Below are 14,791 nucleotides of genomic sequence, written 5' to 3'. Positions count from 1 at the left end.
TGTGCCTTTTGAGATCAACGCGGGTGCCCGCGCGGCATCTCTGATCCGCCGACATATCAGCCGGCGACGGGCACGACCTGCGGCGGCAGCTCGACCAATGGGGCCGGTATGTCGCACGTTTTTTCCGGTGACTTGCAGAGATCTGCGATGACACAGCGCTCGCATTCCGGCCGGCGTGCCTTGCAAACGTAGCGGCCGTGCAGGATCAGCCAATGGTGCGCGTGGTAAAGATAGGCCTCAGGGATGACGCTGAGCAGATGCGCTTCCACTTCATCCGGCGTCCTGCCCGGTGCCAGGCGAATGCGATTGGCGATACGGAAGATGTGGGTATCGACGGCGATCGTCGGCTGGCCGAAAGCCATCGACAAAACGACATTGGCGGTCTTGCGCCCGACGCCCGGCAGGGTCACCAGTTCTTCCCGCGTACGGGGTACCTCACCGCCGAAATCGGCGATCAGTTTCTCCGAGAGAGCGATGACGTTTTTCGCCTTGTTGCGGTAAAGCCCGATCGTCTTGATATAGTCCCGAAGCTTTTCCTCACCCAACGCCAGCATCTTTTGCGGCGTATCGGCGACGGCAAAGAGCGCGCGCGTCGCCTTGTTGACGCCGGCGTCGGTCGCCTGGGCCGAAAGCGCGACCGCCACCACCAGCGTGAACGGATTGACGTGTTCGAGTTCGCCCCTCGGCTCGGGGCGCTGCACGGAGAAGCGGCGAAAGATCTCCTCGACCTCGGCAGCGCTGTAGGCACTGCGTTGCCGCCGGGCCAGTCGGACTGTCGCTGCGTTCGATTTTGACGATTGCTTCGGCGATTTCAGCTTCACGTTTTTCATGCTGCATCTATAGTCATTGGTCATGACCGAAGGCAACGCCGAGACCTCCATCAACGACCAGCCGATCTTCGCTGCCGAGCTTACGCCCTACCGTTCACTCGGCCTCAAGGGGTTCAAGGTCCTTCTGATGATCGCAGGCGCGATGAGCCTTGTGCACATATTCGTTTTCCTGGTCATCGGTGCATGGCCGATCGTCTTCTTTTTCGGCCTGGATTTCGTCCTCCTCTTCGGCGCCTTCTGGCTAAACTATCGTTCCGCACGCGCCCGGGAGGAGGTCAGCATCTCGCGTACCGATGTATCGGTAAAGAAATTCACGCCATCGGGGAGAATGACCGAGCATCGCTTCAATCCCTTCTGGACACGGTTCAGCATCAAGCGGCACCAGGAGATCGGCATCGTTTCGATGTGGATCATCGGTGGCGGCCGACGGACCGATATCGGCTCCTTCCTCAATCGCGACGACCGCGAAACCTTCGCGCTGGCCTTTGCCCGTGCGCTCGCGACCGCCCGCCGCCGCTGATTTTGCAGCGACGCAATTGGGCGGAAAAACGCACGCAGTTTTCATTGCTTAGAGCGGGATGCTCACAAGAATCGGGTGGTTATCTGCCCGGCGGAGGATTACCTGTAGGCTGACAGGAGGCGATCATGAACGTTGTTACATCCATTCCGACCGACATCACTCCCGAAGGCACCGATTACGACACGGTCAGCCGCGTGATCGAGATGCTGACGGAGGATTACCGCGATCAGCCATCGCTTGAAACGGTCGCCAGCCGCCTCGGCCAGTCGCCGACGCAACTGCAGAAGACCTTCACCCGCTGGGCGGGGCTTTCCCCGAAGGCCTTCCTCCAGGCGGTGACGCTCGATCATGCCAAGCGGTTGCTGCGGCAGGAGGATATGCCGTTGCTGGAGACCAGCATCGAAGTGGGTCTTTCCGGACCCAGCCGCCTGCACGACCTCTTCGTCACGCATGAGGCAATGTCGCCCGGCGAATGGAAGGCGCGCGGCTCCGGGCTCACCATTCGCTACGGCTTCCATCCCTCGCCCTTCGGGACCGCGCTCGTCATGGTCACCGAGCGCGGACTTGCCGGGCTTGCCTTTGCCGATTCCGGCGAGCAACGTTCGAGCTTCGACGATATGGCCCGCCGGTGGCCCAAGGCGAACTATGTCGAGGACAGTGCGGCAACGGCGCGCTATGCCGCCCGCATCTTCGATCCGGAGCGCTGGTGTGCGGAGGAGCCGCTGCAAATCTTCCTGATCGGCTCGGATTTCCAGATCCGGGTGTGGCAGGCACTCTTGAACATCCCGCTCGGGAAGGCGACCACCTATTCGAAGATCGCCGACGAGATCGGCCAGCCAACCGCATCGCGCGCCGTCGGCGCAGCCGTCGGACGCAACCCGATCTCCTTCGTCGTGCCCTGCCATCGTGCGCTCGGCAAGAGCGGCGATCTCACCGGCTACCACTGGGGCCTGACGCGCAAGCGCGCGATCCTCGGTTGGGAAGCGGGCAAGGGCTGATACAAAAAAGGGACGCCGCGGCGTCCCTTTTTGCCGATATGAAGGCGCCTCAATGCGCGCCGGACATGTCGCCCAGCACTTCCTTCGAAGCGACGGTGGAATCCGCTTTCAGCTTGTAGACCATCGGCACCCCGGTCGCGAGGTTGAGCTTGAGGATCTGCTCCTTGGTCAGCTTGTCGAGCACCATGACGAGCGAGCGCAGCGAGTTGCCGTGAGCGGCGATCAGCACCTTCTGGCCCGAAAGCACGCGCGGCAGGATGTCGGTGAGATAATAGGGCCAGACACGCGCGCCGGTGTCGCGCAGGCTCTCGCCGCCGGGCGGCGGGACATCGTAGGAGCGACGCCAGATATGCACCTGCTCCTCGCCCCATTTGGCACGTGCATCGTCCTTGTTGAGGCCGGAAAGGTCGCCGTAGTCGCGCTCGTTCAGCGCCTGGTCGCGAATGGTTTCAAGCGAGGACTGGCCGACAGCATCGAGCACGAACTGGCAGGTGCGCTGGGCGCGGACAAGGGAAGAGGTGAAGGCGATGTCGAACTTGATGCCGTACTCGGCGAGCGCCTTGCCGCCGGCCTTTGCTTCCTCGACGCCGAGTTCCGTCAGGTCCGGGTCACGCCAGCCGGTGAACAGGTTCTTCAGGTTCCAATCGCTCTGGCCATGCCGAACGAGAACGAGGGTGCCGCTCATTTCATTTCCTCTTGAAAGATTGGAGTGTCAGTTGAGCCCGAGAACATCGAGCATGGAATAGAAGCCGGGCTTCTGGCCGCGACCCCAAAGGGCGGCCGTGACTGCACCGCGCGCGAAGATCGAGCGATCGGTGGCGCTGTGGGAAAGTGTGACCTGTTCGCCCTCGCCCGCGAGAATGACCGAATGTTCGCCGACGACGGAGCCGCCGCGCAGCGTCGCAAAGCCGATCGCCCCTTCCGGCCGTGCTCCGGTGTGGCCGTCCCTGACGCGCACGGAATGATCCGCAAGCTCGATACCGCGGCCCTTGGCCGCCGCCTCTCCAAGCAGAAGCGCCGTGCCCGACGGGGCATCGACCTTGTGCTTGTGGTGCATTTCCAGAATTTCGATGTCCCAATCCGCCGCTTTGAGGGCGCGCGCCGCCTGCTCAGTCAAGACGCCAAGAAGATTGACGCCAAGGCTCATATTGCCCGACTTGATGACGCGCGCGTGCCGCGCCGCTGCGCGGATCTTCGCCTCGTCGTCAGCCGAGCAGCCGGTGGTGCCGATGACGTGGACGATGCGCGCCTGCGCTGCCAGCCCGGCGAATTCGACCGTGCCCGCCGGCGACGTGAAATCGAGAACGCCTTCCGCCTCGACGAAGGCCTCCAGCGGCTTGTCGGTAATGGCGACATCGATCGGGCCGAGCCCCGCCAGTTCGCCCGCGTCACGGCCGATGAACGGCGAACCCGGCCGCTCCACCGCGGCATGAAGGCACACGCCCGCCATGCCATGAACGATCCGGATCAATGTCTGGCCCATCCGACCGGCCGCGCCGACCACCACGAGCTTCATATCCGTTTCGCTCATCGTCGAATTCCCTTGGCTTCTATAGGATTGCGTCTTCCGCCGTCATATCCGCGGCGCTGCCCTGCAGATTGTGCAGCCGAGCGTAGAGACCGTCCGGACGCTGCGCAAGCTCGTCATGGGTGCCTTCCTCGACGACCGTGCCGTCCTTCATGACGATAATCTTGTCGGCGTTGACGACTGTCGAAAGCCGGTGAGCGATGACGATCACCGTGCGGCCGCTCATCGCCCGATCGAGCGCCTTCTGCACCGCAGCCTCGGACTCGGTGTCGAGGGCGGAAGTCGCTTCGTCGAGAAGGAGGATCGGCGCATTGCGCACAAGTGCGCGGGCAATCGACAGCCGCTGGCGCTGGCCGCCCGATAACGTCACGCCGTTCTCGCCGACCGGCGTTTCGTAGCCCTGCGGCTGCGCCAGGATGAAATCGTGGGCGTAGGCGAGCCGTGCCGCCTCCTCGATTTCCACGTCCGTGGCTTCCGGCCGGCCATAGCGAATGTTGTCGCGGATCGAGCCTTCGAAAAGGTACGGTTGCTGCGACACATAGGCAAGGCCGTTGCGGAGCGACTGCTTTGTGACCCCGGCGATATCCTGCCCGTCGATGAGAATCTGACCGGATTTGGGGTCGTAGAACCGCGGGATCAGGCTGATGATGGTCGACTTTCCGGCACCAGATGGGCCGACCAGCGCCGTCGTCTTGCCGCCCTCGGCACGGAAGCTGACCCCCTTCAGGATCTCGTCGCCGCTGCCATAGGCAAAGCGCACGTCACGCAGTTCGATCGTCGCTTCGCCGAGCTTGATTTCGGTTGCGTCGGGACGGTCGCGCTGGTGCGGCATCGTGTCGAGAATCTCGTAGATCATGCGCGCGTTGACGGCGGCGCGCTCCAGCGACACCTGCAGGCGCGCGAGACGCCGCGCCGGATCGTAGGCCATCAAGAGCGCGGTGACGAAGGCGAAGAACGCGCCCGGCGGGACGTTGCCGTAGATCGTGCGGAAAGCCGAATAGGCAAGCACCGACGAAATCGCCAGGCCGGCGAAGGTTTCCGTCATCGGTGCCGTGCGTTCGCTGAGGCGCGCGATCCGGTTTGCCCGGTTTTCTGCCCGGTCGATGATGGTGTCGACCTTGCGGCGCAGTTCGTTTTCCATCGTGAAGGCCTTGACGATGGAAATGCCCTGGATGGTTTCCTGCATGGCGCCGAGCACGCGGCTGTTGACCTCGACGGCCTCGCGCGTCGCCAGGCGCAGGCGCTTCGAGACATAACGCAGACCGAGAAGCAGCGGCGGCGCGACGAAGAAGACGATAAGCGAGAGCAGCCAATCCTTGCTGAACATGACGCCGACGAGCCCGATCAGGGTCAGAAAGTCGCGGGCGATCGACGTCACCGTCATGTTGAGCACGTCGCGGATGCCGCTGACATTCTGGCTGATCTTGGCGGCAAGCTGCGCCGAGCGCATGTCATGGAAATAGCCGACGCTGAGCGCCATCAGATGGGCGTAAAGCCGCCGCTGGTAGCGGGCGACGATATTGTTGCCGATCTTCGAGAGCGCGACCGCTTGCCCATAGGTCGCAAGACCGCGCAGGACGAACGCGGCGAAGATCGCGAGGCAGATCCACAGCACGATATCGGCGCGCCTGTTGGCAAACGCCTCGTTGATCACGGTTTCCATGATCCAGGCCGTGAAGCCGGTCGTCGCCGCCACGACCATCAGGCAGGCGATGGCAAAGGCATAGCCCCGGATATGGTCGCGGCCGTTTTCGGCAACGACGCGCCTCAGGATTCCGGTAATCGTGTCGGAATCGACTGCGCGCTGGTTTTTATTCTTGGCGTCCAATAAGCCCGTCTTCCCTGAGCTCGCTCTCGATCACGATGATTTTAGGTCGAATCGACCTAAAATCATCGTGATCGATTCCAATAAGTTAGAGCGGGATGCGGGTGGAAAACCACGCACACTTTTCCTCATCCCGCTCTAGTGTTCCGTGTACCGGCATCGCCCGTCCGGGGCTCTATAGTGCTTTGATGCCGTTTTGGCGAGTCTTTGCGAACAATCGGTCGGTCAGCTTCTCCAGCGCCGTCCCTCAGTTGCAACACCAAAGTCTCTCGGCGTGCGCGCGAAGGCAGAAAGACCGGAAAGTGCGGCCATCGGGTGGACGACGGCGAAAGTCGGGATCGTTCGCATCAATGCAGAATGCGGCGCCTTGTCCTCGAAGGCGGCGCGGAATTCCGGCCGCATCAAAGCCGGCAATATCTTCTGCGAGATGCCGCCCGCCAGGAACACGCCCCCGCGTGCCATGAAGATCAGCGCCATGTCGCCGGCGACGCGGCCGAGATAGGTGCTGAAGAGCGATACCGTCTCGACGGCCGCCGCATCCGAGCCGGAAAGCGCGCTGGTCGTCACCGCCGCCTGGTCGGCGAGTACCGGCTCCTCGCCATTGGCGGCGCAAACCGCGCGGTAAAGGTTCATGATCCCGCGCCCGCACAGGATCTGCTCGCCCGCCATGCGGCCTTCGATCGGCTCCAGGAACGGCCAGATCCGGAAATCGCGCTCTGTGCGCGGACCGATATCGACATGGCCGCCCTCGCCGGGCACGGGGATCCAGGTGTGCTGCGCGAATACGAGGCCTGCGACGCCCAGCCCCGTTCCGGGACCGAGCACGACCCGCGACGTCGACGGACGGATGCTGCCTCCCCCGATCTGGACGAGGTCCTCGTCAGCGGGTGTCGCGACTGCCAGCGCCTGCGCCTCGAAGTCGTTGATGACCAGCACGTCGGCGAGACCAAGACTCGCCAGCATATCCTTAGGCCGAATCACCCAACCGGCATTCGTCAGCGGAATCTCGTCGCCCTTGATCGGGCCCGCGACCGCCAGGATCGCCGAGCGCGGCTGAACGGACGTCTTGTCGAGGATGCTCTTCTGCATCGCCTCCTCGATCGTCGCGAAATCGCCCGTCTTGATCGGCGGCAGTTGCTTCGGTTCTGCATAGGTGTCGACCAGCAGCGCGAAGCGGGCGTTCGTTCCACCGATGTCGCCGATCAATATCGGAAAGGGAAAGCCGTGGTCACCCGCACTAAGCATTGCAAAATCCGTCCTGATCGCGATGTGGAATGTTCGAGACTGTGTATCAGTTGCGCCGGAAGGCGATCAACTCTTCCGCCGTTGCGCGGTTCAACGCCATCGGGATGTCGTAGACGATCGCCAGGCGCATCAACGCCTTGACGTCGACATCATGCGGCATGGCCGTCAGCGGATCGACGAAAAAGATGAGGAAATCCACGTCGCCGGTGGCGATCATCGCGCCGATCTGCTGATCGCCGCCAAGCGGTCCGCTCTTGAGTCGCGTGATATCGAGCCCGGGACACGCCTCGAGAACGCGGCCGCCGGTCGTGCCGGTGGCGACGATCTTCCATTTGGACAACACCGCCTCGTTTTCTTTGGCAAAGGCGGCGAGATCATCCTTCTTCTGATCATGGGCAATCAGGGCAAGACATTTCCGATCGGCCACGCAGCCTCTCCAGCGTCAATTTTAAATCGATTTGAAAGCCCTATACATGAGCATCGCGCAATTGGAAAGGCAGCAGGGGCGGCGGACCTGCCAGCCCTCATATGGGCGCCTTCGCCCGGAGGGCTATTGCAGCGCCGGACGCGGCAAGGGGACCGGAACGTTTTCCAAAGGCGCGGCGGCCGCAGCACCGATGACGGCTTCGATGCTCGTCGCGGCGGCGGGAACCGCGGTTGCGGGAGCGGAAGCGGTGGTTGCGGACCGGTAGGCCGTGCCGTAGGTCACCTCCTGTTCGGACGCCGGAGGCGGACCGTCGAGCACCAGGGCACAAGCCTTCGGCAGATCCGAAAGCTTTGCAAATTTCGGCTTCACGGGCTTTTCCGGCTTCTTCTTCGGCTTCGCCCACGGCTCGTCGGTGAACCACCAGGCGAGCGACTTGTCGCAGCCGTCACCCGCCGGCACGCGCGCCTGGCCCTTGCAGCCGACCGAACCCTCGGGGCACTTGATGCGAATGTGGAAATGATAGTCATGACCATAGATCGGCCGGACCTTGCCGAGCGCCGAACGATCCCCCTTCCACGTGTCGCAGAGCTTCTTCTTGATCGCCGGATTGACGAAGACGCGCTCAACCTGAGGATAGCTGGCCGCCATCATGATCAGCCGTGCGTGCGCGGGGGTCCATATGGACGGATCGACCGTCAGGAACTTGTTCTTCTGCAGCATCGAGGTCGCGGAAATCGACTCGCGCTCCTGATAGCTCAGCGTCCTTTGCGGCATCGGTGTCAGCCAGATGTCGGCGTCGAGGCCGATCTGGTGCGATGCGTGACCAGAGGTCATCGGGCCGCCGCGTGGCTGCGATATGTCGCCAAGCAAGAGACCCGGCCAGCCGATCTTCTCGGCTGCGTCGTGCGAGAATCGCTCGATCAGTGCGATCATTTGCGGGTGGCCCCAGCGTCGATTGCGCGACAGGCGCATTGCCTGCCAGGTCGGCCCGTCCGTCGGGATCGCGACCCCGCCCGCCAGACAACCCTTCGCATAAAAGCCGAACGAGGAAGGCGCCATCGCCGCCGGCAACGCCTTGGCGCCAAAGAGTTCCTTCGCAGGCGTTCCGTCGGCCGAGGCGGCGTCGGTGGCCAGAAGGCTCGCCCCCACGATCAAGCCAAGCATTGCCGAACCGCAGCGTCGAAAGGCAGCCGCTATTTCAAGTCCCATTCCAATCCCCCGATCGGCGTAGCACCGGTATCCCACGCAATCTGCGCTCGCCCCTATCCCGAATCACCGCACTTGCCAGAGCCTACAGCGCCGCGCGTCCGACGCGCAAAGGTCGCTGCAGCGCTCTGAATTGCTGCATGATTTTGTCCTTAAATCGATCCCGATTTAAGGAATCATGCAGTAGCGGATCACCCGGATGTGACTCAAAAATTTTGCCTGATTTTGGGCAAGTCCTGTCAATTGCCCTGATTTCGCCTATTCTGGTTCAAATCATCATCGAACGATAAGGGGAAGCAACTGGATGCTGGATTTGAGCGGTATTGTTAAAAAGAGACTGGCAACCGCACTTCTGGCAATACCTCTGCTCTTACCGCTCGGTACGCGCGCCCAGGACCAACAGCCCACCTGGCACCATGGTCTTTCGCTCGTCGGTGAACTCAAATATCCACCGGGCTTCGAACGCTTCGACTATGTGAACCCCGACGCCCCGAAAGGCGGCGACGTCCGGCTGTCGCAGACAGGGACCTTCGACACGTTCAATCCGCTCCTCGAAAGGGGCGAGGCGGCCGTCGGTCTGTCGCTCGTCTTCGATACCTTGTTGAAACCCGCTGACGATGAGATTTCAACGGCCTATGGCCTGCTTGCCGAAGGCGTTTCGTTCCCGGATGACATTTCATCCGCCACCTTTCGGCTGAGAAAGGAAGCGAAGTGGTCGGACGGCAAACCGGTGACACCCGAAGACGTCGTCTTCAGCTTCGAGAAGGGCAAGGAGCTCAATCCGCTTTACCAGAGCTATTACAAGCATGTCGTTGCAGCCGAAAAGACCAGCGAAAACGAGGTCACCTTTCGCTTCGACGAGAAGAACAATCGCGAACTGCCACATATCCTGGGCCAGATCCTGATTGTCCCGAAACACTGGTGGGAAGCGCCCGGCCCGGACGGCAAGCCGCGCGATATCAATCGTACGACGCTGGAGCCGGTGATCGGCTCGGGCCCCTATCGAATCGCTTCGTTTTCGGCTGGATCGACGATCCGCTACGAGCGCAGGGACGACTATTGGGGTGCAAACCTCAACGTCAATGTCGGTCAGAACAATTTCGGCTCCGTCACCTACACCTTCTTCGGCGACAGCGGCGTCGAGTTCGAGGCCTTCCGCGCCGGTGACATCGATTTCTGGCGCGAGACACAGGCACGCCGCTGGGCGACCGGTTACGACTTTCCGGCCGTCAAGGAAGGACACGTAAAACGCGAGCAGGTGCCGTTCAGGGCGACCGGCGTCATGCAGGCGCTCGTGCCGAACATGCGTCGCAAGCCGTTCGATGACGAGCGTGTGCGCGAGGCCCTCAATTATGCCCTCGACTTCGAGGAGCTGAACCGCACCGTCTTCTTCGATCAGTACACGCGCGTGAACAGCTACTTCTTCCTGACGGAACTGGCCTCCACCGGCCTGCCGGAAGGTCTCGAGCTGGAAATCCTGAACGAGGTCAAGGACAAGGTTCCGCCGGAGGTCTTCACGACGCCCTATGCGAATCCGGTCGGCGGCACGCCGCAGAACGGGCGCGACAACCTGCGCAAGGCGATCGGGCTCCTGAAGGAGGCCGGCTTCGAGCTCAAGGGCAACCGTATGGTGAATACGGCGACCGGCAGGCCGTTTTCCTTCGAGATCCTTTTGAGCAGTCCGATGCTGGAGCGGGTGGTGCTGCCCTATGCCCAGAACCTCAAGCGGATAGGCATCGAGGCGAGCGTGCGCACCGTCGACCCGTCGCAGTATACGAACCGCGAGCGGGCCTTCGACTACGACATGACCTGGGAAGTCTGGGGGCAGACCTTGAGCCCGGGAAATGAACAGGAGGACTTCTGGGGTTCGAAATCGGCCTCACGTCAGGGTTCGAGAAATTATGCCGGCATCTCCGATCCGGGTGTCGACGCCCTGATCAATCGCGTCATCTTCGCGAAGGATCGCGAAACGCTCGTTGCGGCCACGAAAGCGCTCGACCGGGTTCTGCTGGCCCACCACTATGTCGTGCCGCTCTATTACCCGAAGGCGGCAAATATCGCCTATCGCGACACAGTCGGCAGGCCAGCCGAACTGCCGAAATACGCGATCGGCTTTCCCGACATCTGGTGGTGGACGGCCGCCGCCAAGCAATGAGACCCTTGCGCTCGGGCTGGCTCTCGATTCCAAATGTAAAAAGCGAATCACTTAAATACGGCAGTGGCCGGGCTCGAAGCGCACGGCAAGGAGTACCAGGGATTGAGACGGAATAGACGGCAACCCGAAGCACCGCGGATCGACGCGATCGGCGGCAAGAAGATGCCGAGGTTCGCCTGATGGGTGCCTATATCCTGCGCCGGCTGCTCCTGATGATCCCCACGATCGTCGGGATCATGGCCATCTCCTTCGCCGTCGTGCAGTTCGCGCCGGGCGGTCCGGTGGAACAGGTGATTTCGGAGTTGACGAACGCGGCCGGATCGGACCGGCTCACCGGCGGCGGTGGCGATCTGCTCCAGAGCGGCGGCGACGAGGGCGGTCGCTATCGCGGCGCCCAGGGCCTCGATCCCGAATTCATCGCAAAGCTCGAGAAACAGTTCGGCTTCGACAAGCCGCCACTCGAACGCTTCCTGACGATGATGTGGAACTATGCCCGCTTCGATTTCGGTGAGAGCTTCTTCCGCAACACGTCCGTCGTCGACCTCATCGTCGACAAGATGCCGGTCTCCATTTCGCTCGGCGTCTGGATCCTCATCTTTTCCTACGCCATTTCCATCCCGCTCGGCATTCGGAAGGCCGTAACCGACGGTTCCACCTTCGATGTCTGGACGTCCGGCATCATCATTGTCGGTTACGCCGTGCCGGGCTTCCTGTTCGGTATCCTCTTGATCGTGATTTTCGCGGGCGGATCCTTCTTCGACTGGTTCCCGCTGCGCGGTCTCGTCTCCGACAATTTCTATGAACTGCCGTGGTGGCAGAAGATCCTCGATTACTTCTGGCACATGACGTTGCCGCTGATCACGCTTTTGCTTTCGGCCTTCGCGACGACAACGCTGCTCACCAAGAATTCCTTCATCGACGAGATCAAGAAGCAGTACGTAACGACGGCGCGGGCGAAGGGATTGGCCGAGCGGCAAGTGCTCTACGGCCACGTTTTCCGCAATGCCATGCTGATCATCATCGCCGGTTTTCCCGGCGCCTTCATTTCCGCCTTCTTCACCGGTTCACTGTTGATCGAATACATCTTCTCCCTTGATGGGCTCGGCCGCCTTGGCTACGACGCCGTCGTCAAACGCGACTATCCGATCGTCTTCGCGACGCTCTACATCTTCTCGCTGATGGGCCTCTTCGTCAGTCTGATCTCCGATCTGATCTACACCTGGGTCGACCCGCGCATCGACTTCGAGCGGAGGGACGTGTGATGAGTACCGTCACGACGGCCCCCGGTCGGGGAACGACCCCCGCCAAAGGCTGGTTGACGCCGATCGGACATCGGCGCTGGCAGAACTTCAAGGCCAACCGACGCGGCTACTGGTCGCTCTGGATCTTTCTCGTGCTCTTCGGCCTCAGCCTGTTTGCGGAGTTCATCGCCAACGACAGGCCGCTCGTGGCCTCTTACAAAGGCGAGATTCTCTTCCCGGTGCTAGTGAATTATCCTGAAGAGAAATTCGGCGGATTCCTTGCCGAAACGGACTACCGCTCCGATTTCATCCGTGACGAGATAGAGGCCAACGGCTGGACGGTCTGGCCGCCGATCCGCTACTCCTACCAGACGGTCAACTCGAACATTCCCCATTCGGCGCCGACCCCGCCTTTCTGGCTGATGAGCAAGGAAGAGCGCTGTTCCGCTTACCCGCAAGGTGCTGCCGATCCGGGCTGCACGCTCGGCAACCTCAACTGGCTCGGCACCGACGACCAGGCGCGCGACGTGATGGCGCGAATGATCTACGGTTTCCGTATCTCCGTGCTGTTCGGTCTCCTGCTCACGATCGCCTCCGCCCTGATCGGGGTTTCGGCCGGCGCTGTTCAGGGCTATTTCGGCGGCTGGACCGATCTCTTGCTGCAGCGCTTCATCGAAATCTGGTCCTCGATGCCGGTGCTCTATATCCTGCTGATCATCGCCGCCATCCTGCCGCCCGGCTTCTTCATCCTGCTCGGCATCATGCTGCTTTTCTCCTGGGTCGGCTTTGTGGGCGTGGTCCGGGCGGAGTTCCTGAGAGCCCGCAACTTCGAATATGTGAACGCGGCACGCGCGCTCGGCGTCGGCAACGGTACGATAATGTACCGTCACCTGCTGCCGAACGCGATGGTCGCCACGCTCACCTTCCTGCCCTTCATTCTCTCTGGCTCGATCACCACGCTGACATCGCTGGACTTTCTCGGTTTCGGCATGCCGCCGGGTTCGCCCTCGCTTGGCGAGATGATCGCCCAAGGCAAATCCAACCTGCAGGCGCCATGGCTGGGGCTGACGGCCTTCTCAGCCATGTCGGTCATGCTTTCGCTCTTGATCTTCGTCGGCGAAGCGACACGCGACGCCTTCGACCCAAGAAAGACATTCCGGTGAGCGCGACGATGACAGGGCCCCTTCTTTCCGTTCGCGATCTCTCCGTCGCCTTCCATCAGGGCGGCGAGACGTCGGTCGCGGTCGACCACATTTCCTTCGACATCAAGCGTGGCGAGACGGTAGCACTCGTCGGCGAATCCGGCTCGGGCAAGTCGGTGTCGGCAAATTCGATCCTCAAGCTGCTGCCCTATCCGTCCGCGAGCCACCCGAGCGGCGAGATTTTCTTCAACGGCAAGGATCTCCTGAAGGCAAGCGACTCGGAACTCAGGCATGTCCGCGGCAACGACATCACGATGATCTTCCAGGAGCCGATGACGTCGCTGAACCCGCTGCACACGATCGAGCAGCAGATCGGCGAGATCCTCGATCTTCACCAGGGCATCGAAGGCGCCGCCGCGCGGGCAAAAACGCTGGAGCTCCTGAACCAGGTGGGCATCCGCGAAGTGGAAAAGCGCCTCGGCGCCTATCCGCACCAGCTTTCCGGCGGCCAGCGCCAGCGCGTCATGATCGCGATGGCGCTCGCCAACCGGCCGGAGCTCCTGATCGCCGACGAGCCGACGACGGCGCTCGACGTGACCGTGCAGGCGCAGATCCTCGAGTTGCTGAAGTCGCTCAAGGACGAGCACGGCATGTCGATGCTGTTTATCACCCATGACCTCGGCATCGTCCGCAAGATCGCCGACCGGGTCTGCGTCATGACCAAGGGCAAGATCGTCGAAACCGGCCCGACGGCCGAGATCTTCGCCAACCCGCAGCATGCCTATACCCGGCATCTGCTCGCGTCCGAGCCCAAGGGCGAGCCGCCACCTTCCGACGCCTCGAAGCCGATCGTCATCGAGGCCAGGGACGTGAAGGTCTGGTTCCCGATCAAGGCGGGCTTCATGCGCCGCGTTGTCGATCACGTCAAAGCGGTGGACGGCGTCGACCTGACGCTTCGTGCCGGCCAGACGCTCGGCGTCGTCGGCGAGTCCGGCTCGGGCAAGACGACGCTGGGTCTGGCGCTGACGCGCCTCATCTCGTCCAAGGGGCGCATCGCCTTCGTCGGCAAGGACATCGACGCCTACAGCTTCCGCGAGATGCGGCCGCTCAGAAACCGGATGCAGGTGGTCTTCCAGGATCCTTACGGCTCGCTCAGTCCGCGCATGTCGATTGCCGACATCATCGGTGAAGGGCTGAAGATCCACGAAGGCGCCCTCTCCGGCGAAGAACGTGACGCACGCGTCGCCGCTGCCCTCCAGGAGGTCGGTCTCGATCCGGCAACGCGGTGGCGCTATCCGCACGAATTTTCCGGCGGTCAGCGACAGCGCATCGCAATTGCCCGTGCCATGGTGCTGAAGCCGCAATTCGTCATGCTCGACGAGCCGACCTCGGCGCTCGACATGAGCGTGCAGGCGCAGGTGGTCGACCTGCTCCGCGATCTCCAGCGCAAGCACAATCTCGCCTATCTGTTCATCAGCCATGATCTCAAGGTGGTGCGCGCACTCGCCAACGAGATGATCGTCATGCGGCTCGGCAAGGTGGTCGAACAGGGACCGGCCGAGCGCATCTTCGAGGCGCCGGGCGAAGACTACACCAAGGCTTTGATGGCTGCCGCGTTCAATCTCGAAGCCGTCAATCTCTCCGCTATCCGTCAATAGAGTTCCAGAGTTCCCA

General features: G+C 62.1%; 13 protein-coding genes. 6 read left to right on the top strand and 7 right to left on the bottom strand.

Annotation, left to right across the window (positions count from 1 at the left end; translation table 11 throughout):
* Positions 1-56: 56 nt before the first annotated feature.
* Positions 57-830: an endonuclease III gene (gene nth, locus QN222_RS23545; RefSeq protein WP_283961007.1), complete on the bottom strand. Its 774-nt coding sequence runs from the start codon at positions 828-830 to the stop codon at positions 57-59.
* Between the two features lie 22 nt (positions 831-852).
* Between nth and QN222_RS23540 the strand changes: the two genes are divergently transcribed.
* Both QN222_RS23540 and QN222_RS23535 read left to right on the top strand, forming a co-directional pair.
* Complete coding sequence (locus QN222_RS23540) at positions 853-1,350, top strand: DUF2244 domain-containing protein (protein ID WP_283961006.1); 498 nt, start codon at positions 853-855, stop codon at positions 1,348-1,350.
* Positions 1,351-1,475: 125 nt separating this feature from the next.
* Positions 1,476-2,348, top strand: coding sequence for a bifunctional helix-turn-helix domain-containing protein/methylated-DNA--[protein]-cysteine S-methyltransferase (locus QN222_RS23535; protein ID WP_283961005.1), 873 nt, complete (start codon positions 1,476-1,478; stop codon positions 2,346-2,348).
* A 49-nt stretch (positions 2,349-2,397) separates the two neighbouring features.
* Here the strand turns inward: QN222_RS23535 and QN222_RS23530 are convergent, their stop codons facing one another.
* The 6 genes from QN222_RS23530 to mepA form a co-directional block, all read right to left on the bottom strand.
* The gene (locus QN222_RS23530; protein WP_283961004.1) at positions 2,398-3,033 is read right to left on the bottom strand and encodes a 2,3-bisphosphoglycerate-dependent phosphoglycerate mutase; all 636 of its coding nucleotides are present in this window, start codon (positions 3,031-3,033) and stop codon (positions 2,398-2,400) included.
* Between the two features lie 27 nt (positions 3,034-3,060).
* The gene (gene dapB / locus QN222_RS23525) at positions 3,061-3,879 is read right to left on the bottom strand and encodes a 4-hydroxy-tetrahydrodipicolinate reductase (protein WP_283961003.1); all 819 of its coding nucleotides are present in this window, start codon (positions 3,877-3,879) and stop codon (positions 3,061-3,063) included.
* Between the two features lie 19 nt (positions 3,880-3,898).
* Positions 3,899-5,704, bottom strand: a complete 1,806-nt coding sequence (locus tag QN222_RS23520) for an ABC transporter ATP-binding protein (RefSeq protein ID WP_283961002.1) — start codon at positions 5,702-5,704, stop codon at positions 3,899-3,901.
* Between the two features lie 222 nt (positions 5,705-5,926).
* Entirely contained in the window at positions 5,927-6,946 is a 1,020-nt protein-coding gene (locus QN222_RS23515; RefSeq protein WP_283961001.1) for a glucokinase, read from the bottom strand.
* 46 nt (positions 6,947-6,992) lie between these two features.
* A complete protein-coding gene (locus QN222_RS23510; protein ID WP_180939715.1) occupies positions 6,993-7,373 on the bottom strand; it encodes a methylglyoxal synthase in 381 nt (126 codons plus the stop codon).
* 123 nt (positions 7,374-7,496) lie between these two features.
* Positions 7,497-8,582 (bottom strand): penicillin-insensitive murein endopeptidase, encoded by a 1,086-nt coding sequence (mepA, locus tag QN222_RS23505; protein WP_283961000.1) that lies wholly within the window; start codon positions 8,580-8,582, stop codon positions 7,497-7,499.
* A gap of 301 nt (positions 8,583-8,883) precedes the next feature.
* On the opposite strand from mepA, the gene QN222_RS23500 reads away from it, so the two are divergent.
* From QN222_RS23500 to QN222_RS23485, 4 genes are all read left to right on the top strand, one after another.
* Positions 8,884-10,734 (top strand): extracellular solute-binding protein, encoded by a 1,851-nt coding sequence (locus QN222_RS23500; protein WP_283960999.1) that lies wholly within the window; start codon positions 8,884-8,886, stop codon positions 10,732-10,734.
* A 179-nt stretch (positions 10,735-10,913) separates the two neighbouring features.
* Complete coding sequence (locus QN222_RS23495) at positions 10,914-11,996, top strand: microcin C ABC transporter permease YejB (RefSeq protein ID WP_283960998.1); 1,083 nt, start codon at positions 10,914-10,916, stop codon at positions 11,994-11,996.
* Positions 11,996-13,138 (top strand): ABC transporter permease, encoded by a 1,143-nt coding sequence (locus QN222_RS23490; RefSeq protein WP_283960997.1) that lies wholly within the window; start codon positions 11,996-11,998, stop codon positions 13,136-13,138. The genes QN222_RS23495 and QN222_RS23490 overlap by 1 nt, the downstream gene beginning before the upstream one ends.
* 8 nt (positions 13,139-13,146) lie before the next feature.
* Entirely contained in the window at positions 13,147-14,775 is a 1,629-nt protein-coding gene (locus QN222_RS23485; protein WP_283960996.1) for an ABC transporter ATP-binding protein, read from the top strand.
* Positions 14,776-14,791: the final 16 nt, after the last annotated feature.

Origin of the sequence: Sinorhizobium sp. 6-70 (genome assembly GCF_030124375.1) — a bacterium.
Classification (GTDB): Bacteria; Pseudomonadota; Alphaproteobacteria; order Rhizobiales; family Rhizobiaceae; genus Sinorhizobium.
The sequence above is the reverse complement of the archived record's forward strand: the minus strand, read 5'-3'. Positions and strand labels throughout refer to the sequence as shown.